16 protein-coding genes are annotated in these 18397 nt (G+C 60.6%); 6 read left to right on the forward strand and 10 right to left on the reverse strand.

All coding sequences use genetic code 11. From position 1 onward, the window contains the following. The first annotated feature begins 7 nt into the window (after positions 1-7). From ACK6BI_RS02420 to ACK6BI_RS02430, 3 genes are read left to right on the forward strand one after another with little or no spacing between them, the layout of a single operon-like run. Positions 8-973 carry an HlyD family secretion protein gene (locus tag ACK6BI_RS02420; RefSeq protein ID WP_409315863.1) on the forward strand — a complete coding sequence of 322 codons (966 nt, stop codon included), beginning with the start codon at positions 8-10 and terminating at the stop codon, positions 971-973. Beyond that, positions 970-3690 carry a ribosome-associated ATPase/putative transporter RbbA gene (rbbA, locus tag ACK6BI_RS02425; RefSeq protein ID WP_409315864.1) on the forward strand — a complete coding sequence of 907 codons (2721 nt, stop codon included), beginning with the start codon at positions 970-972 and terminating at the stop codon, positions 3688-3690. The genes ACK6BI_RS02420 and rbbA overlap by 4 nt, the downstream gene beginning before the upstream one ends. Continuing rightward, positions 3690-4805 (forward strand): ABC transporter permease, encoded by a 1116-nt coding sequence (locus tag ACK6BI_RS02430; RefSeq protein ID WP_409315865.1) that lies wholly within the window; start codon positions 3690-3692, stop codon positions 4803-4805. The genes rbbA and ACK6BI_RS02430 overlap by 1 nt, the downstream gene beginning before the upstream one ends. A 17-nt stretch (positions 4806-4822) precedes the next feature. On the opposite strand, the gene ACK6BI_RS02435 is transcribed toward ACK6BI_RS02430, so the two are convergent. Beyond that, positions 4823-5230, reverse strand: coding sequence for a flagellar basal body-associated protein FliL (locus ACK6BI_RS02435; RefSeq protein ID WP_409315866.1), 408 nt, complete (start codon positions 5228-5230; stop codon positions 4823-4825). 150 nt (positions 5231-5380) lie between these two features. Here ACK6BI_RS02435 and ACK6BI_RS02440 point away from each other — a divergent pair, with 150 nt between their 5' ends. After that, positions 5381-6358, forward strand: a complete 978-nt coding sequence (locus ACK6BI_RS02440; protein ID WP_409315867.1) for an NADPH:quinone oxidoreductase family protein — start codon at positions 5381-5383, stop codon at positions 6356-6358. Positions 6359-6409: 51 nt separating this feature from the next. On the opposite strand, the gene ACK6BI_RS02445 is transcribed toward ACK6BI_RS02440, so the two are convergent. Then, on the reverse strand, positions 6410-7018 hold the full coding sequence (locus ACK6BI_RS02445; protein WP_409315868.1) for an energy transducer TonB: 609 nt from the start codon (positions 7016-7018) through the stop codon (positions 6410-6412). A gap of 173 nt (positions 7019-7191) precedes the next feature. Next, positions 7192-7824 carry a flagellar basal body-associated protein FliL gene (locus ACK6BI_RS02450; RefSeq protein WP_409315951.1) on the reverse strand — a complete coding sequence of 211 codons (633 nt, stop codon included), beginning with the start codon at positions 7822-7824 and terminating at the stop codon, positions 7192-7194. Between the two features lie 225 nt (positions 7825-8049). On the opposite strand from ACK6BI_RS02450, the gene glpT reads away from it, so the two are divergent. Beyond that, positions 8050-9399, forward strand: a complete 1350-nt coding sequence (gene glpT, locus ACK6BI_RS02455; RefSeq protein WP_409315869.1) for a glycerol-3-phosphate transporter — start codon at positions 8050-8052, stop codon at positions 9397-9399. Here glpT and ACK6BI_RS02460 read toward each other — a convergent pair. Continuing rightward, entirely contained in the window at positions 9375-10043 is a 669-nt protein-coding gene (locus ACK6BI_RS02460; protein WP_065259927.1) for a gamma-glutamylcyclotransferase, read from the reverse strand. The genes glpT and ACK6BI_RS02460 overlap by 25 nt on opposite strands. A gap of 388 nt (positions 10044-10431) precedes the next feature. Here ACK6BI_RS02460 and ACK6BI_RS02465 point away from each other — a divergent pair, with 388 nt between their 5' ends. After that, complete coding sequence (locus tag ACK6BI_RS02465; RefSeq protein WP_409315952.1) at positions 10432-10872, forward strand: sn-glycerol-3-phosphate transporter; 441 nt, start codon at positions 10432-10434, stop codon at positions 10870-10872. Positions 10873-10878: 6 nt separating this feature from the next. Here ACK6BI_RS02465 and ACK6BI_RS02470 read toward each other — a convergent pair whose 3' ends face one another. The 6 genes from ACK6BI_RS02470 to ACK6BI_RS02495 form a co-directional block, all read right to left on the reverse strand. Next, complete coding sequence (locus ACK6BI_RS02470) at positions 10879-11847, reverse strand: CDP-6-deoxy-delta-3,4-glucoseen reductase (protein ID WP_409315870.1); 969 nt, start codon at positions 11845-11847, stop codon at positions 10879-10881. Further along, a complete protein-coding gene (gene ubiD, locus ACK6BI_RS02475) occupies positions 11847-13313 on the reverse strand; it encodes a 4-hydroxy-3-polyprenylbenzoate decarboxylase (RefSeq protein ID WP_065259930.1) in 1467 nt (488 codons plus the stop codon). The genes ACK6BI_RS02470 and ubiD overlap by 1 nt, the downstream gene beginning before the upstream one ends. Positions 13314-13382: 69 nt before the next feature. After that, a complete protein-coding gene (locus tag ACK6BI_RS02480) occupies positions 13383-15380 on the reverse strand; it encodes an acyltransferase family protein (RefSeq protein WP_409315871.1) in 1998 nt (665 codons plus the stop codon). A gap of 175 nt (positions 15381-15555) precedes the next feature. Further along, positions 15556-16815 carry a transcription termination factor Rho gene (rho, locus tag ACK6BI_RS02485; RefSeq protein WP_007951825.1) on the reverse strand — a complete coding sequence of 420 codons (1260 nt, stop codon included), beginning with the start codon at positions 16813-16815 and terminating at the stop codon, positions 15556-15558. A 249-nt stretch (positions 16816-17064) separates the two neighbouring features. Next, the gene (trxA, locus tag ACK6BI_RS02490) at positions 17065-17394 is read right to left on the reverse strand and encodes a thioredoxin TrxA (RefSeq protein ID WP_003206727.1); all 330 of its coding nucleotides are present in this window, start codon (positions 17392-17394) and stop codon (positions 17065-17067) included. A gap of 120 nt (positions 17395-17514) precedes the next feature. Then, positions 17515-18222, reverse strand: a complete 708-nt coding sequence (locus tag ACK6BI_RS02495; RefSeq protein ID WP_409315872.1) for a FadR/GntR family transcriptional regulator — start codon at positions 18220-18222, stop codon at positions 17515-17517. Positions 18223-18397: the final 175 nt, after the last annotated feature.

Raw genomic sequence — 18397 nt, forward strand, 5'->3', positions numbered from 1 at the left:
TGCCCCCATGTCAGCGCACAGCCGTTCCTCCCTTTTATTTGCCGGTTCTCTCATCGTGTTGCTGGTGGCCGCCGGCGGTTTCGGTTACTGGAAGGCCGTGAGCAGCCGTCTGCCCGAGGGCCTGTCCTCCGGCAACGGGCGCCTGGAAGCCACCGAAGTGCAAATCGCCAGTAAAACGCCCGGACGTCTCGCCGAAGTGCTGGTCGATGAAGGTGACAACGTCAGAAAAGGTCAGTTGCTTGCCCGAATGGATACCCGGACCCTGGAGGCCCAGCGCAACCAGGCCGAGGCCGAGGTCATCCGTGCCCGGGAAAACCTGGCTGCCGCCCAGGCCAACGTACAGTTGCGCCAAAGTGAACAACTGCTGGCCCAGCAGGAACTCGGCCGCTCTCAGTCGTTGTTCAAGCATGGTTTTGTCAGCGCGCAGGTCATCGATCAACTGCAATCGCGCATCGGCACCGGCAACGCAGCCGTCGCCGCGGCCCGGGCGCAGGTTGCCGCCGTCAGCGCGGCCATCGGCGCAGCTCAGGCCCAGGTAGCGCAATTGACCAGTGAAATCGATGACAGCAGCTTGCGCGCACCGATCGACGGCGTTATCCAGCTGCGCATGGCCGAACCCGGCGAAGTGCTGGGCGCTGGCGGTCGAGTCCTGTTGTTGATTGATCCCGATGACCAGTACATGAATCTTTATCTGTCCGCGTCCGTGGCCGGACGCCTGGCGGTGGGCGATGACGCGCGGCTCCTGCTGGATGCGCTGCCCGACCGGCCTTTACCGGCGAAAGTCAGCTTCGTGGCGGCCAAATCGCAGTTCACCCCCAAAGAAGTCGAGACTCGCGACGAGCGACAGAAACTGGTTTTTCGCGTCAAGCTGCGCCTGACTGAACCTGGCAACGTACCGCAGGCCAAGCCCGGCATGCCTGGCGTCGGCTACGTGCGCACGGCGCCGATCGGTTGGCCGGCCAATCTGCAATGAACGGCATCGCGGTTCGGGCGAGCGCCATCGCGCACCGCTATGGCCAGCAGCGAGCCCTGGACGCGATTGCATTTGATCTGCCGGCGGGAACCCGCTGCGGTCTGATCGGCCCCGACGGTGCCGGCAAGTCCAGCCTGCTGGGGCTGATCGCCGGTGTTAAAGCCCTTCAGCAGGGACAACTGGAAGTCCTCGGCGGCCCGATTCACGATCGCACCCATCGCAACACCCTGTACACGCGCATCGCCTTCATGCCGCAAGGGCTGGGTGGCAACCTGTACCCGGAACTTTCGATCCGCGAGAACGTGCAATTTTTCTCCACGTTGTTCGGTCTGCCCGCCGACGAAAGCGAACGGCGACTGCACAACCTGCTGCTCGCCACGGACTTGCTGAGGTTCGCTAATCGCCCGGCCGGCAAACTGTCCGGCGGCATGAAACAAAAACTGGGGCTGTGTTGTGCGCTGATCCATGAGCCGGATCTGTTGATCCTCGACGAGCCCACCACGGGTGTCGACCCGCTCTCCCGGCGACGCTTCTGGGAACTGATCGACGACGTGCGGCGCCAGCGGCCGCAACTGACCTTGCTGGTCGCCACGGCCTATATGGAAGAAGCCGAACAATTCGAGCACTGCCTGATGCTCGACAGTGGCCGGATGATTGCCTCGGGTTTGAGCCGAGAGCTGGCAGCGGTCACCCCAAGCGGCAAACTCGATGATGCCTTCACCCACTTTCAGGGTGACAGCCATCACGACCCGCAACCTCTGCAGATCCCGCCTCGCACCACCAACACCGATATCGCCATCGAAGCCCACGACCTGACATTGCGCTTTGGCGACTTCACCGCAGTGGATCACGTCAGCTTCGCCATCGGGCGCGGTGAAATTTTTGGCTTCCTCGGCTCCAATGGCTGCGGCAAGACCACCACCATGAAAGTCCTGACCGGGTTGATGCCAGCCAGTGAGGGCAGTGCGACGCTACTGGGCAACCCGGTGGATGCAAGGGATCTGGCCACGCGCAAGCGAGTCGGCTTCATGTCCCAGAGCTTTTCGTTGTATGGCGAACTCAGCGTCCGGCAGAACCTGGACCTGCACGCACGCCTGTTCGACCTGCCCAAGACCGAGAGCGCCCCACGCATCGACGCCTTGATTCAGCGCTTCAATCTTCAAGGCGTCGCCGATCAACCGTCAGGCGCTTTGCCCCTGGGACTGCGCCAACGCCTTTCATTGGCCGTCGCTGTCCTGCATCGCCCGGAAGTACTGATACTCGATGAACCGACCTCTGGCGTCGATCCGGCAGCACGAGACGATTTCTGGCGACTGTTGATCGAGCTGTCCCGTGATCAGGGCGTGACCATTTTCCTCTCCACCCATTTCATGAACGAAGCGCAGCGATGCGACCGCATCTCCCTGATGCATGCGGGCAGGGTCCTGGCCTGTGATACGCCGACCGCCCTGCAGCAGCAATTCAATGGCGAATCCCTTGAGGCTGCGTTCGTGAGCTGCCTTGAGCAAGCCCAGGGCAACAGCGAAGCGTCGCCGCCCCCCGAACCAACGTCCGCCCCGATGGCCCCGGCCATGGCCATCACCGAACATGGTTTCAGCTTCGGCCGTCTGGTAGCGGTGGCCAGCCGTGAAGGCAAGGAATTGCTGCGCGACAAGGTCCGCCTGGCATTCGCGCTGCTGGGCGCCATTTTCATGATGGTGATTTTTGGTTACGGGATTTCCCTCGATGTGGAAAATCTTGCTTTCGCCGTCTACGACCAGGACCAGACACCACAAAGTCGTGCCTACCTGGAAGCCTTTCGCGGTTCGCGATATTTCGCCGAGCAGCCCGTCATCCAGGACGCGCAGGCCTTGCACCGACGCCTGCAACGTTCGGAAATCAAACTGGCGCTGGAGATTCCGCCCGGATTCGGCCGCGACCTCTACGCCGGGCGTCGGCCGGCCGTGGCGGCGTGGCTGGATGGCGGCATGCCGTTTCGCGCGGAAACCAGTCGCAACTACGTCGAGGCCGTCCATCAGGCCAATCTCGAGCAACTGGCCGAACAGAGCAGCCCCGCACTCAACCACCAGGCCACCGCCGGCCTGGAAACCCGTTTTCGCTACAACCAGGATGTGGTCAGCGTCAACGCGATCGGCCCCGGTGTGATGGCGCTGATCCTGGCGTTCATTCCGGCGATGCTGACGGCGCTCGGCATCGTGCGCGAGAAGGAGCTGGGCTCGATCACCAACTTCTACGCCACCCCCCTGACGCGTCTGGAGTTTTTGCTGGGCAAACAGACGCCTTATCTGCTGGTGAGCCTGATCAATCTCACGGTACTGGCAGCCATGAATCGCTGGCTGTTCGGCGTGCCGTTCAAGGGCAGCGGCCTGACCCTCGCTTTCGGCGGGCTGCTCTATGTACTGGCCACCACCAGCATGGGGCTGCTGATCTCGGCGTTCACCCGAACGCAGATCGCAGCGATTCTGGGCACCATGATCATCACCAGCCTGCCGACCATTCAATTCTCCGGCCTGATCGTGCCGCGCTCGTCGCTGGAAGGCGCCGCTGCCGTGATGGGCACGCTGTTTCCGGCCGGCCACTTCCTCGACATCGCAGTTGGAACGTTCACCAAAGCGCTGGATCTGCGGCAACTCTGGCCACAATGCCTGGCGCTGTTCGGCTTCTTTATCGCATTCACCGGATTGAGCCTGGTCATGTTGAAAAAGCAGGAGGCCTGATGCACAAGTTCACGCATATCCTGCGACTGGGGCTCAAGGAACTGACGAGTCTGCGTCACGACAGCGTGCTGCTGTTCCTGTTCTACGCCTTTACCGTGGCCATCTACATGCCGGCCGCCGGATCAGTAATCGGCGTGCATAACGCCAGCGTGGCGATTGTCGACGAGGATCACAGCGCCCTCTCCCGCCAATTGGCCCAGGCGCTGCAACCTCCGGAGTTCCAGCCTCCCGTCCCGTTACGCTACGAACGACTGGATGAAGTCATGGACAGCGGCCAGTACACGTTCGTCATCAACATTCCGGCCCGTTTCCAGACCGACCTGCTCGCGGGCCGTCAACCGGCCGTGCAAGTCAATGTCGATGCCACCGCCATGAGCCAGGCGTTCATGGGCGCCGGCTACATCGGCCGGATATTCCAGCGCGAGCTGTCGGCTTACGCCGGCCAGGGCAAGGCGCAGGCCGTTGCCCCGGTGCAGCTGACGACCCGGGCCCTGTTCAATACCAACCTGGAGGGTGGCTGGTTTCTGGCCGTGATCCAGATCGTCAACAACATCACCATTCTGGCGATCATCCTGACCGGCACGGCGCTGTTGCGGGAACGCGAACATGGCACCCTCGACCATTTGCTGGTGCTGCCGCTGACCGCGCTGGAAATCATGCTGGCGAAAATCTGGAGCAATCTGCTGGTGGTGGTGCTGTGCACCTGGGTGTCGCTGGAAGTGATCGTCAAAGGCGCACTGGGCGTACCGTTGTCCGGCTCTTTGGGCCTGTTTTTGCTGGTCACGGCGGTTTATCTGTTCGCCAGCACCGCGTTGGGAATCTTCCTGGCAACGCTGGCGCGCTCGACACCACAGTTCGGCCTGCTGGCCATCCCGGTGATTATCCCGATGTTGCTGCTGTCGGGCGGCAGTACGCCGCTGGACAGCATGCCGCAATGGCTGCAATGGGTCATGCAGGGATCGCCTTCCACCCATTTCGTCAGTCTCGGCGCCGCGATTCTGTTCCGCGACGCCGGGCTGAGTGTGGTCTGGCCGGACTTGCTGGCCCTGACCGCCATCGGATTACTGTTCTTCTTCATCGCCCTGGCACGCTTTCGCAGGAGCCTGGCGTCCTGACCCCGCAGCAACGCTGCTTACTGAATGATCAGGTTATTGAACAACAGATCCTCGACCACCGGCTTGCCGGTCTCGTCATTCATCACTTGCTGGGTCTGCTTCAAGGCCTCCTGACGCAGCTTTTCCTTGCCTTCGATGCTGCCCATCGCTTCGGTAGTCTGCTGAGTGAACAGCGCCACCAGCTGATTGCGGATCAGCGGCTCGTTGGCCTTGACCAGTTTGCTCGCTTCGTCGCCCGTCACCCGCAACGCCACGTCGGCCTTGTAGACCTTGAGCTTCGGTGTGCCATCGAGCCCGTAGTTGCCCACGAACGGCGGGCTCAGGCTGATGTAGTTGACCTTCGGCGCCTCGCCTTCTTTGGCTTCTTCGGCCAGCGCTGCCACAGGCAGAGACAGGGCCAGCAACAACATGATCCACGCTTTCACAATTCGCTCCTTATCCGGTTTGCGGCCTAGCATAACGACCCGCCGCGCAAGCACAAGCTTATGGCGGACTATCAGGGCCGGGCATGCTCGTTGACCCGTTGACTGCCACACCTACACTTATCGGCCATCACTCCCAAAGGAATAGCCCTGATGAAAGCCGTGCTGTGCAAAGCCTTCGGCCCTGCCGAATCGCTGGTGCTGGAAGACATCGCCAGTCCTGTCGCGAAGAAGAATGAAATCCTGCTGGACGTGCACGCCGCCGGGGTCAACTTCCCGGACACGCTGATCATCGAGGGCAAATACCAGTTCAAGCCGCCCTTTCCGTTCTCGCCCGGTGGCGAAGCGTCCGGAGTGGTCAGCGCGGCGGGGGAAAAGGTCAGTCACTTGAAGGTCGGTGATCGGGTCATGGCCCTGACCGGCTGGGGCAGCTTCGCCGAACAGGTCGCGGTGCCGGGCTATAACGTACTGCCGATTCCACCGACGATGGATTTCAACACCGCCGCGGCGTTCAGCATGACCTACGGCACCTCGATGCACGCACTCAGGCAACGCGGCAATCTGCAGCCGGGTGAAACCTTGCTGGTACTCGGCGCCTCCGGTGGCGTTGGTCTGGCCGCGGTGGAGATCGGCAAGGCCATGGGCGCCCGGGTGATTGCCGCCGCCAGCAGCGCCGAGAAACTTGCCGTGGCCAAGGCTGCCGGTGCTGACGAGCTGATCAACTACAGCGAAACCAGTCTCAAGGACGAAATCAAACGCCTGACCGACGGCCAGGGCGCCGACGTGATCTATGACCCGGTCGGCGGCGACCTGTTCGACCAGGCGATCCGCGCCATTGCCTGGAACGGCCGACTGCTGGTGGTCGGTTTCGCCAGCGGACGCATTCCCGAACTGCCGGTCAACCTTGCGCTGCTCAAGGGTGCGGCGGTGCTCGGGGTGTTCTGGGGCTCCTTCGCCCAGCGCCAGCCCCAGGACAACGCGGCGAACTTCCAGCAACTGTTTGGCTGGTATGCAGAGGGCAAGCTGAAGCCGCTGGTGTCGCGGGTGTATCCGCTGAGCGAGGCGGCACAGGCGATCAATGATCTGGGGCAGCGCAAGGCTGTGGGCAAGGTGGTGGTGCAGGTGCGCTGACTCAACTGGCGATTCGGATGCTGTCCGGATCGCCATTCACTGCGTCCGGCACTAAAGCAACTTGCGGACATCCTCCGGCAAAAACCTCGTGAACCTGCTCACCGGCCACTGTCGACAACGCCAGACGACGCCCTCCACGCTTCGGTTCAGTCTGGCAATCAGCGTGAGTCTTTCGTCTTTCGACAGTGGTGGCTTAAAGAGAGCGCTCGACAAGTGGTCACGGAGATAGTGAAACGGCGCAGAGTCGACCCATGAATACTCGGGCATTCGATTGAGCAGTTCGTTGAACTCTCGGCATTTCAACTGCTGAACCCATTGGTGGGCACCCTCCGGCGCTTCGAGGAGAAAGGCCATGGGCGCCACGATTTCCTGCTTGGCAGGCTTGTCGGCGTCAACCGTCCACGGCTTGAACCTCCACTGAGCTATCGCGTCCCTGGCCGCTTGTGCCAGATCCGGATGATCACTTTGCAGAATGCTGATTTCGCTCACCGAACCATCCGAATTGGCCATGAAACGGACCTTTACGTCACCGGTGATCCCCGCTCTCGATAACGCAGGCGGGTAAACCGGCTTGGGGGTGTTGTCCGGAATCACAAATACTTCTCCCGCCTGAGCAGGGAAAATGACCAACAAAATGACAGCCATAATCCATTGCTTCATTCCCGTACCTTCCGCACTGACGCGCCCTCTCGGCAACATCACAAAGGTTACGGAGCAATGATTTTCAACTGAATAGCGCGGCTTCTGAAGTGAATGCAGGAAATTGCCCAAGCCTCGACGGGAAATTGGGTGCAAGCGTGAAGAAATCATCTACCAGTAACTTTTCCGACGGACTATTTCCCCTGGTTTGCCTCCGCCTCGTCGCCTGGCAACAAATGCTCCAGAACCTTCCGGCTGTCGGTCTTGATGATCTGGCCCTTATCGTCGAAGCGCAGCACGATCAGCCAGTCGTACACCTCGTCCGGCCATTTTTTCTGCCCCATCAGGGCCGTACTGTCGCCGCCGAACGCCTGAATCAGCTTGTTGATATGACCATGGTGCCAGGCGATCAGGATCGTCGGCGCCTGATTGCTCCGGCGCAGCAGCCTGACCAGTTCATGCACGTCCCCGTTGATGTAAGGCTGCTCGACAGGCAGGTCCAGGCGTTCGGCCAGCGGTGTCAGGGTCAGGCGCGAGCGGGAACTCACCGGGCTGTCAGCGGCGGCGATCAACCGTCCGGGGATCAGCGTCTGCCCCGCCAGCTTCAACGGATTGAAATAGTCGGCATAGGCGAGAGCCCGCTCTTGGCCCCGGGCATTGAGTACCGTGCCCTCGGTCGGTTTCTCCGCATGACGGATGATCAGCACCGTGGCATTACGCAAACCGGACTGGGCAGGGTGGTCGGCGTAAATCAATGTCAGCGCCGCGACGGCAATAAACGTCACCGCCAATAAGCGGCGCATCATCATACGAACCTTCAAAGCCATCATTCATCTCTGCAGAACAGTCGGTTGACCGATCGCGAGTCTAAGCCGCCCCATGTTCATAAGTGGTGAAAACGCCCTGTTCTTACAGCTGAGCGACAGGTTCGTAAAAGAACGTGCGACTTCCAACATTTTCCGCTGTTTTGCCGACGTGAACCGGTGCTATTTTCGGTAACGAAACTGTAACATTCGCATCCGCAGTCAAAACAAGAAATCTGGAGCTCTTGAATGTTTGCTTTCTTTCGACCTGCCGCACATCAGGCTCCTTTGCCTGAAGAAAAAATAGACAGTACCTACCGACGCCTGCGCTGGCAGATCTTCGCCGGTATCTTCTTTGGTTATGCGGGTTACTACCTGCTGCGCAAGAACTTCTCCCTGGCCATGCCCTACCTGATCGACGAAGGCTACAGCCGGGGCGATCTGGGTCTGGCAATGTCGGCCATCGCCATTGCCTACGGCCTGTCCAAGTTCCTCATGGGCCTGGTGTCCGACCGTTCCAACCCGCGCTATTTTCTGCCCTTCGGCCTGCTGGTTTCGGCAGGTGTGATGTTCATTTTCGGTTTCGCACCCTGGGCAACGTCCAGCGTGACCATGATGTTCATCCTGCTGTTCATCAACGGCTGGGCCCAAGGCATGGGCTGGCCGCCGAGCGGACGGACCATGGTGCACTGGTGGTCGCAGAAGGAGCGCGGCGGCGTGGTGTCCGTATGGAACGTGGCGCACAACGTCGGCGGCGGCCTGATCGGCCCGCTGTTCCTGATCGGCATGGGCCTGTTCAATGACTGGCACGCGGCGTTCTACGTGCCGGCGGCGGTGGCCCTGGCGGTGGCGGCATTTGCCTTCATCACCATGCGTGACACCCCGCAATCGGTCGGCCTGCCGCCGATCGAGAAGTACAAGAACGACTACCCGGAAGGCTACGACGCCAGCCACGAAGACGAATTCAGCGCCAAGGAAATCTTCGTCAAATACGTGCTGCGTAACAAAATGCTCTGGTACATCGCCATGGCCAACGTCTTCGTCTACCTGCTGCGCTACGGCGTACTGGACTGGGCGCCGACCTACCTCAAGGAAGCCAAGCACTTTGACGTCGACAAGACGTCGTGGGCGTACTTCTTCTATGAGTGGGCGGGTATCCCGGGCACGCTGCTGTGCGGCTGGATGTCGGACAAGATCTTCCGTGGCAACCGCGGCCTGACCGGCATGGTGTTCATGGCCCTGGTGACCCTGGCGACCCTGGTTTACTGGCTGAACCCGGCCGGCAACCCGACCATCGACATGATCGCGCTGTTCTCCATCGGCTTCCTGATCTATGGCCCGGTGATGCTGATCGGCCTGCAGGCCCTGGAACTGGCACCGAAAAAAGCCGCCGGGACGGCTGCAGGCTTTACCGGCCTGTTCGGTTACCTGGGTGGTTCGGTCGCGGCCAGTGCCGCGATGGGCTACACCGTGGACCACTTCGGCTGGGACGGCGGTTTCGTGCTGCTGGTAGGCGCCTGCCTGCTGTCGATGGCCTTCCTGGCCCCGACCTTGATGCACAAGCAGGCCGCCAGTCAGAGTCGCGAGGCAGTCGCCTGATCGGCTTTTGACCGACAGCGCTTGAGCCGCGCCTCCAGATTCCGGTCTGGCATGGCGTGGCTGCGCAGGGCGTGAGCGGTCTGCTCGACATAATCGCGAGTCGTGCCGTAACGCCCGCAAGCGCTTTCGAACACCTGGCTCAGCACATGATCTGGCAGATTGCCGGCATAGCTGGGCAGGTGTCGCTCCAATACAAACCCCAGCGCCTGTACCCGGTTGCCATCTTCAAGACGGCAGTTGAGCCAGTGCGGGCGATAGGACGGAAACGGCATCTCGCGTTTCCACAATGCATACAGCGCACTGTCGAGGTTGTCTTCCGGCAACCGGTAGGCAAAGCCGCTGCACGAACCGCCGCGATCCAGACCGAACACCAGCCCCGGCATTTCCGGCGTACCGCGATGCTCGTGCGACCACAGGTACAGCCCGCGATGATAGCCATGCACCCGTCCACGAACCCGTTCCACTGCCGAACACTCCGGCCGCCAGATCAGCGAACCATACGCGAACAACCACACCGGCCCGCCCTTGTGGCGCGCCATGGTCGACTGCATGGAAGCGAGGAGTTGTTCGTGAGTCAGCTGCGGCCCCAGATCGAGCCGCGGAGGGTAAGCCAGATTCAGAAAAGCAGATTCAATGGCTGTCATGACGAAAGTATTCGGCCCTGCAAGTATTACAAGATGTAAGCACAATTCAGTTGATAGAACATATAGCAGTAACTGTAAAACGAAAAGTGCTAAAGGATGTATGACACCTTTGATAGCGCTGATTCGGGGTTATCCGCGAGAGCTATCTTGTTTGATATAGCCTAATACCATTGCGCAGATATCTTAAATATCCGAATGAAATATCGTTAAGCCCTCTCTTCGTTCAGGTTTCGTTCATGAAATCTCGGGATTCTTCCTACTAAAATTTCGGACTTCCCACATTTACCGTCGCTGATCGCCTGCGTAATACGGCTTTCCTCTGGCGCAAGCCAACCCGTTCACCCGAGGCTGCACGATGCAAAAACCAGGAATTCTGGCCGCACTGTTGATGATTCAGACCGCTCCATCGCTGGCCGTGGACGACACGCAGGACAAAGGTTTCTGGTACGCACAGACCAGTGTCTATACCAAACATTACTCACCCGACCCTGAACACAATAATCATCAGGACTTGATCGGCATCGAGCGCAATCAGGCTTCCGGCTGGGTATTTGGCGGAGCAACTTTCCGTAACTCGTTCAGCCAGCGCTCCAATTACGCCTACGCCGGCAAACGCTTCGAGAGCGCCGATTATCCGGTGTACGTGAAACTCACAGGCGGCTTGTTGCAAGGCTATCGAGGTGACTACAAAGACAAGATCCCGCTCAATCACTTCGGCGTTGCACCGGTGATCATTCCGTCGGTCGGCGCCCACTATGGCCCGCTGGGCGCCGAGCTGGTATTTCTCGGCGCCAACGCGGCCATGGTGACAACGGGTGTGCGGTTCTAGAAAAACTCAGGAGCGCGGCGCATACGCGAATACGTCGGCGCGCATCTGGTGGGCATCCATCCCGGCCTCCACCAGCGCATCCAGGGTGCCGTAGACCATGGCCGGCGAGCCGCTGGCGTAGACGTGCAGCGATTTCAGGTCCGGGAAGTCCTCGCACACCGCCTCATGCAACATCCCGCAGCGCCCTTCCCAGCCACACTGGTCACTGACGACCTTGTGCAGGAACAGGTTGGCCAGCTTCAGCCATTCGTCCCAATGCTCGATTTCGTAGAAATCTTCCGGACGACGCACGCCCCAGTACAGGTGCACCGGGTGTTTGAAGCCGCTGGCCCGGCAGTGTTCGATCAGGCTGTGGATCTGGCCCATGCCGGTACCGGCGGCGATCAGCACCAGCGGCCCGTCCGGCAGTTCCGCCAGATGGGTGTCACCGAACGGCAATTCGACCCGCACCATGGCATTGCGCTGCAGTTGTTCGATCAGACTCAGGGCACTGGCTTCACGCGCCAGTACGTGGATTTCCAGGTCACGGCCGCTGTGAGGCGCAGAAGCCATGGAAAAGGCCGATTTCTCGCCGCTCTCGCGCTCGATCATCAGGTATTGACCGGCGTGATAGCGCGGCGGCTTGCCAGCCGGCGCACGCAGACGCACACGCCAGGTGTCACCACCGACGTCCCGGCACTCGATGACCTGACACGACAGGCTGCGCACCGGCAGTTCTCCCAGCGCGAGCACGCCATCCCACAGCAGGATGCAGTCTTCCAGCGGCTGCGCTATGCAAGTGTAGAACTCGCCGTGGTCATGCACCTTGCCGGCCTGTTCGACCCGGCCTTCCACCAGCAGCGCCGCACACACGTGACAATTGCCGTTGCGGCAGCTTTGCGGGCATTCGTAGCCCAGGCGCCGCGCACCATCGAGAATCCGCTCTCCGGGCCGTATCTCGAGCACCGCTCCGGAGGGCTGCAGGGTTACACGCATCAATCTATTCCTAACTGATTCCAGATGGCATCGATCCGTTGGGTAACGGCGTCATCCTTGACGATGACCCGACCCCATTCGCGAGTGGTTTCGCCCGGCCACTTGTGGGTGGCATCCAGGCCCATCTTCGAGCCGAGACCCGACACCGGCGAAGCGAAGTCGAGGTAGTCGATCGGCGTGTTGTCGATCATCACCGTGTCGCGCTTGGGGTCCATGCGCGTGGTGATGGCCCAGATCACGTCGTTCCAGTCCCGCGCATTGATGTCGTCGTCGGTGACGATAACGAACTTGGTGTACATGAACTGTCGCAAAAACGACCAGACACCCAGCATCACGCGCTTGGCATGCCCCGGATACGACTTCTTCATCGTCACCACGGCCATGCGGTACGAGCAGCCTTCCGGGGGCAGGTAGAAGTCGGTGATCTCCGGGAACTGCTTCTGCAGGATCGGCACGAACACCTCGTTCAGCGCCACGCCGAGAATCGCCGGCTCATCCGGCGGACGGCCGGTGTAGGTGCTGTGGTAGATCGGCTTGATCCGGTGGGTAATGCGCTCGACAGTGAACACCGGGAAGCTGTCGACTTCATTGTAATAACCGGTGTGGTCACCGTACGGGCCTTCGTCGGCCATTTCACCCGGATGGATCACACCTTCGAGGATGATTTCGGCAGTAGCCGGCACTTGCAGGTCGTTGCCGCGGCACTTGACCAGTTCCGTGCGACTGTCGCGCAACAGCCCGGCGAAAGCATATTCGGAGAGGCTGTCCGGCACCGGGGTGACCGCGCCGAGAATGGTCGCCGGATCCGCGCCGAGGGCCACGGACACCGGGAACGGCTGGCCCGGATGCTTCTCGCACCACTCACGGAAATCCAGCGCGCCACCACGGTGGCTGAGCCAGCGCATGATGACCTTGTTGCGGCCGATCACTTGCTGACGGTAGATGCCGAGGTTCTGCCGATCCTTGTTCGGGCCTTTGGTAACGGTCAGGCCCCAGGTGATCAGCGGCGCCACGTCGCCCGGCCAGCAGGTCTGTACCGGCAGCATTGCCAGGTCGACGTCGTCGCCTTCGATGACCACTTCCTGGCAGGGTGCGTCTTTGACGACTTTCGGCGCCATCGCGATGATCTTGCGGAAGATCGGCAGCTTCGACCATGCGTCCTTCAGGCCCTTCGGCGGCTCCGGCTCCTTGAGGAAGGCCAGCAGCTTGCCGATCTCGCGCAGTTCGCTGATGGACTCGGCGCCCATGCCCATGGCGACCCGTTCGGGCGTGCCGAACAGGTTGCCGAGCACCGGAATGTCATGGCCGGTCGGCTTCTCGAACAGCAGTGCCGGGCCCTTGGCCCGCAGTGTGCGGTCGCACACTTCAGTCATTTCCAGCACCGGCGAGACGGGAATCCGGATGCGTTTCAACTCTCCGCGCTGCTCAAGCTGCTGCACGAAATCCCGAAGATCCTTGAATTTCATTGACGATGGCACCCTCAAAATAGGCGTACATCCTACCTGCTATGCCGGTCGCTGGCAGCCCGTCATGACTTACTTGGCTGCATTCGCCTGGGCTTTTCCGAGATTTTCCCCGCCTCGCAGAGCGAGAAACAGCGGCTCGAGGATCGGCGCCACGCTTCGCGCACCGACTTCCGACAGGTGATTGTCATCCTTGTACAGCGAGTAACCATCACGTTCGGCGCGGCACAGACCGTGCTCGTCACACAGTTGTGGCGCCGGATCGACGATCCGCACCATCGGATCCTGCGCCAGTTCTGCGAATAGCCGAGAGATAAAGCCCTGACGCCTTTCATGCTCGTCGACAGCCAGACCGACGCCATCCACCGCGTGGCCGAGCATCGCCAGGCGTGTCAGGCGATAGGGCGGACTGAATGCCTGCAACGGCACTTCCTTGACCAGCCAGACCCGCCGCCCGTCCTCACGCAGCCGCGCCACCTTGGCACGCAGGCCGTCGGCCAGGCGCCGTTCAGCGACTGCCCGATCGTACTGACCAACCGGCGTTCTTAACGCATGCTCCAGATCGCCGTTGGCGTCGCCGTACAGATAAAGACTCCAGCGAGCGACCAGCACCACATCGCTCACTTGTTTCGCACTCAAGGCCTGCTCGATCCGTTGGTTGAAGTGCGCACACGCCCTGCTGCTTTCCAGACCCTCAACCGGAATGCAACCGGCTGAACTGGCAAGAGTGACACTCACAGCGTGGGCTTTCGCCCCGTCTTCCAGCACCGGGACCAGCGCCGTCGCGTGACTGTCCCCCCAGACCAGAGCCTGGATCGGCAGACCACGTACACCGTAATGACAGAACAATTTGTCGTCCGCAGCCTTGTCGTCCGTCAGGCACGCCAGCTGCTCCGGTGGCCACTCGCGGCCGTCGGCGTATTGCAGTGCCTGCTCGGACAGACGCGACGGCAAGCCATCGGTCCAGCGCAGGGCTTGCCCGGCGAGCCCCAGGATCAAAATGCCGCAGAACCCGGCCAGCAGGACCTGTCGGCGCCCGGCGAGCAGGCGCCGCTCGCGAAATGGTGTCTCGACGAACCTCCACGACAGGTAACCCAGCACCAGCGTCAGCAGAATCAATCCCGCGCTATCCACAGGACCGGACTCTTCGACGCTGGCATAGCTGGAAAACACGAAGACCGGCCAGTGCCAGAGGTACCAGGAATAAGAGATCAGACCGAGCCCCACCATCAACCGACTGCTCAGAAGCCGACCCACTGCCGTTTCGCGATGACCATTGGCCAGAATCAGCAGCACCACCCCCAGCACCGGCAGCAATGCGGTCGCACCCGGGAACGGCGTGGACTTGTCATAGATGAACACCGCCAGCAGGATCAGCCCCATACCCGACAGGCTCAACAGCTGCGCGGCCAACGGTTTCAAACGCCATGCGTGTTTCGGTGCCACCGCCAGCATCGCACCGGCCAGCAGTTCCCAGGCTCGCATCGGCAGCAGAAAGAACGCTTTCTCCGGGTGGTGATTGATTGCCCACACACTCAGCCCGAAGGACAGCAGCAATACGCCGAACAGCGCCAGCCGCCAATGTTTCAGCCGACTCGACAACAACGTCAGCAGCAACGGGAAAACGATGTAGAACTGCTCCTCCACCGCCAGCGACCAGGTGTGCAGTAGTGGCTTGAGATCCGAAGCGACGTCGAAATAGCCGTCCTGGCGCATGAACAGGATGTTCGAGACAAAGGTCACCTGGTAGCGCACCGACCGCCCCAGTTCCTCGTAGTCCTTGGGCGCCAGCAGGAACCAGCCCACCGCCAGCACAGCGATGATCATCGCAAACAGTGCCGGCAGGATCCGCCGCGCACGCCGGGCCCAGAAATCGACGAAACTGAAGCGCCCGGCCTGGCGCTGGTTCCAGATGATCGAGGTAATCAGGTAGCCGGAAATCACGAAAAACACGTCCACACCGACGAATCCGCCGGTGAATCCCGGGACGCCAAAGTGGAACAGCACCACGGCCATCACTGCGACTGCGCGCAAGCCGTCGATATCCCTTCGATAAGCGAGAGTGCTCATAAATCCTTGATGCCAATCAGATGGTTGTTTTTTGTACAGCCTCGTGGGCTGATTGTTGTTTTGCCAACACACTTGACCTTACCAGATCGCGAACCTCCCATGACCCGGACAAAAAACAGGCAAAAAAAAATGGCGCCCCCTGAGGAACGCCATTCTCCGGACTCGACCGACGATGTTACTTGCGCTTCATCGACAGGAAGAACTCGTCGTTGGTCTTGGTCGTTTTCAGCTTGTCGACCAGGAACTCGATGGCCGCCACTTCGTCCATCGGGTGCAGCAGCTTGCGCAGGATCCACATGCGCTGCAGCTCGTCGTCGGCAGTCAGCAACTCTTCACGGCGGGTACCGGACTTGTTGATGTTGATGGCCGGGAACACACGCTTCTCGGCGATGCGACGGTCCAGAGGCAGCTCCATGTTGCCGGTGCCCTTGAACTCTTCGTAGATCACTTCGTCCATCTTCGAGCCGGTTTCGACCAGCGCGGTGGCGATAATGGTCAGCGAGCCGCCTTCTTCGATGTTGCGCGCGGCACCGAAGAAACGCTTCGGCTTCTCCAGGGCGTGGGCATCGACACCACCGGTCAACACCTTGCCAGAGCTCGGGATCACGGTGTTGTAGGCACGGGCAAGACGGGTGATGGAGTCGAGCAGGATCACCACGTCCTTCTTGTGTTCGACCAGGCGCTTGGCCTTCTCGATCACCATTTCAGCAACCTGCACGTGACGGGTCGGCGGCTCGTCGAAGGTCGAGGCAACCACTTCGCCGCGCACGGTGCGCTGCATTTCGGTCACTTCTTCCGGACGTTCGTCGATCAACAGCACGATCAGGTGAACTTCGGGGTTGTTACGGGCGATGTTCGCTGCGATGTTCTGCAGCATGATCGTTTTACCGGCCTTCGGCGGAGCAACGATCAGACCGCGCTGGCCTTTGCCGATCGGGGCGCACAGGTCGATCACACGACCGGTCAGGTCTTCGGTGGAACCGTTGCCGGCTTCCATCTTCATGCGCACGTTCGGGAACAACGGGGTCAGGTTCTCGAAGAGAATCTTGTTCTTTGCGTTTTCCGGACGATCAAAGTTGATCGTGTCGACCTTGAGCAGGGCGAAATAACGCTCGCCTTCCTTCGGCGGCCGGATCTTGCCGACGATGGTGTCACCGGTGCGCAGGTTGAAACGGCGGATCTGGCTCGGCGAGACGTAGATGTCGTCAGGGCCGGCGAGGTAGGAAGCGTCAGCGGAGCGCAGGAAGCCGAAGCCGTCCTGGAGAATCTCCAGCACGCCATCACCGGAGATTTCCTCACCGCTTTTCGCGTGCTTTTTCAGCAGGGAGAAAATCACGTCCTGCTTGCGCGAACGGGCCATATTTTCTATGCCCATCTGTTCGGCCAATTCGAGCAGTTCGGTAATCGGCTTTTGCTTGAGTTCAGTCAGATTCATATAGGAATGACGTAATCATTTATGGAGGGGGGAAATTAAGCTTTTGGCTTAATGAGGCCGCGCCGCGGAGAAGGCGACAGGATCGCGTACTTGTTCGAAAAGGAGTGCGTCGGCGACGGCTAGCAGGGGGCAGTGGAGAAACCAGTGCGGGGCCGAATGTATCACCTGAGTTTCGGAGCGTCTAGCCCTGAATACGCAAAAAGCCCCGCAAATTGCGGGGCTTTTTGAGGACAATCCTTACAGCGACGCTTAGATGTTGGCGTCGAGGAAAGCAGCCAGTTGCGACTTCGACAGCGCGCCGACCTTGGTCGCTTCCACGTTGCCGTTCTTGAACAGCATCAAGGTCGGGATGCCACGAACGCCGTGCTTGGCCGGGGTTTCCTGGTTCTCGTCGATGTTCAGTTTGGCAACGGTCAGCTTGCCTTTGTAAGTTTCTGCAATCTCGTCCAGAACCGGAGCGATCATTTTGCAAGGGCCGCACCATTCAGCCCAGTAGTCGACCAGGACAGCGCCTTCGGCCTTGAGTACGTCGGCTTCGAAACTAGCGTCGCTAACGTGTTTGATCAGATCGCTGCTCATGGAATTCTCCAGGTTGTAAGCAAAAAAACGTGGCCCATCATAGCCGCCCTTCCCTTGTTCAGGAAGCCGCAGATGATTGAGTCTTGCTATGGCACTCGATGAGTTTGGGTATAGCTCAAGTCACGCGCCGGCGGGGGCGATAAACGCAATTCCCGTGCGCAGTGCTGCGTTGCGCACGTGCTCCTGCATGGCCTTCTGGGCGGCAGCAGAGGCCCGGCGCGCCAGGGCGCGGAGGATCTTGCGGTGTTCCTGCCAGGTTTCCATGGCCCGCTCGGCCCGGATGAACGGTAGTTTCTGGCTCTCCAGAAAGATCTCGGCGCTGGCCGTGAGGATGCTCAGCATCGCCTGATTGCCGCTGGCCCGCAGGATTCGCTGGTGGAATTCGAAGTCCAGTTTCGCCGCCGCCTCGAAGTCCCCGGCACGCAGTTGCTCACGCATGGCGGCGACGTTGTCTTCCAGTTCGTCCAGATCAAAGGTGCTCAGCGTCACCGCCGCCAAGCCCGCCGCAAAACCTTCCAGCGCATAGCGCAACTGAAAGATCTCCAGCGGCGAGGCCTGGGCTGCGAACGGCCAGGCCGGCGCACCCTCCATTCGTGGCAGTTCCACTGGTGACTGCACGAACACGCCCTTGCCCGGCTGGATGCTGACGACGCCCAGCGCACTCAAGGACGACAACGCCTCGCGCAACGACGCCCGGCTGACACCCAACTGAACCGCCAGATCCCGTTGCGAGGGCAGCGCATCGCCGGCGCCGAAGCCCTGCTCGGTAATCAGTTTGCGGATCGCTTGCAGCGCCACTTCGGGTACGGCGCGGGAGATCGAGTTCATGGTTTTCCAGACAGGCCAGCCAAGGTGCGGCCAGTTGTAAAGCTATTCGAGGCATCAGGCAAGTCGTGCCCCAGCGGGGTTCGACAGTGCGCATCGATGCGCTATCGCAGTGCGAAACGCAACCTGACTGTTCAGACCAGTAAGACCGAACAAACCCGCTAAACCCGTGGCCTTG

Source organism: Pseudomonas sp. KCJK9016, from assembly GCF_046231795.1.
Classification (GTDB): domain Bacteria; phylum Pseudomonadota; class Gammaproteobacteria; order Pseudomonadales; family Pseudomonadaceae; genus Aquipseudomonas; species Aquipseudomonas bananamidigenes.

What these genes read in the sequence shown, in the direction of transcription:
- ACK6BI_RS02420 (WP_409315863.1), top strand. Translation starts at nt 8, where the DNA reads ATGTCAGCGCACAGCCGTTCCTCCCTTTTATTTGCCGGTTCTCTCATC.
- rbbA (WP_409315864.1), top strand. Translation starts at nt 970, where the DNA reads ATGAACGGCATCGCGGTTCGGGCGAGCGCCATCGCGCACCGCTATGGC.
- ACK6BI_RS02430 (WP_409315865.1), top strand. Translation starts at nt 3,690, where the DNA reads ATGCACAAGTTCACGCATATCCTGCGACTGGGGCTCAAGGAACTGACG.
- ACK6BI_RS02440 (WP_409315867.1), top strand. Translation starts at nt 5,381, where the DNA reads ATGAAAGCCGTGCTGTGCAAAGCCTTCGGCCCTGCCGAATCGCTGGTG.
- ACK6BI_RS02445 (WP_409315868.1), bottom strand. Translation starts at nt 7,018, where the DNA reads ATGAAGCAATGGATTATGGCTGTCATTTTGTTGGTCATTTTCCCTGCT.
- ACK6BI_RS02450 (WP_409315951.1), bottom strand. Translation starts at nt 7,824, where the DNA reads ATGGCTTTGAAGGTTCGTATGATGATGCGCCGCTTATTGGCGGTGACG.
- glpT (WP_409315869.1), top strand. Translation starts at nt 8,050, where the DNA reads ATGTTTGCTTTCTTTCGACCTGCCGCACATCAGGCTCCTTTGCCTGAA.
- ACK6BI_RS02460 (WP_065259927.1), bottom strand. Translation starts at nt 10,043, where the DNA reads ATGACAGCCATTGAATCTGCTTTTCTGAATCTGGCTTACCCTCCGCGG.
- ACK6BI_RS02465 (WP_409315952.1), top strand. Translation starts at nt 10,432, where the DNA reads ATGATTCAGACCGCTCCATCGCTGGCCGTGGACGACACGCAGGACAAA.
- ACK6BI_RS02470 (WP_409315870.1), bottom strand. Translation starts at nt 11,847, where the DNA reads ATGCGTGTAACCCTGCAGCCCTCCGGAGCGGTGCTCGAGATACGGCCC.
- ubiD (WP_065259930.1), bottom strand. Translation starts at nt 13,313, where the DNA reads ATGAAATTCAAGGATCTTCGGGATTTCGTGCAGCAGCTTGAGCAGCGC.
- ACK6BI_RS02480 (WP_409315871.1), bottom strand. Translation starts at nt 15,380, where the DNA reads ATGAGCACTCTCGCTTATCGAAGGGATATCGACGGCTTGCGCGCAGTC.
- rho (WP_007951825.1), bottom strand. Translation starts at nt 16,815, where the DNA reads ATGAATCTGACTGAACTCAAGCAAAAGCCGATTACCGAACTGCTCGAA.
- trxA (WP_003206727.1), bottom strand. Translation starts at nt 17,394, where the DNA reads ATGAGCAGCGATCTGATCAAACACGTTAGCGACGCTAGTTTCGAAGCC.
- ACK6BI_RS02495 (WP_409315872.1), bottom strand. Translation starts at nt 18,222, where the DNA reads ATGAACTCGATCTCCCGCGCCGTACCCGAAGTGGCGCTGCAAGCGATC.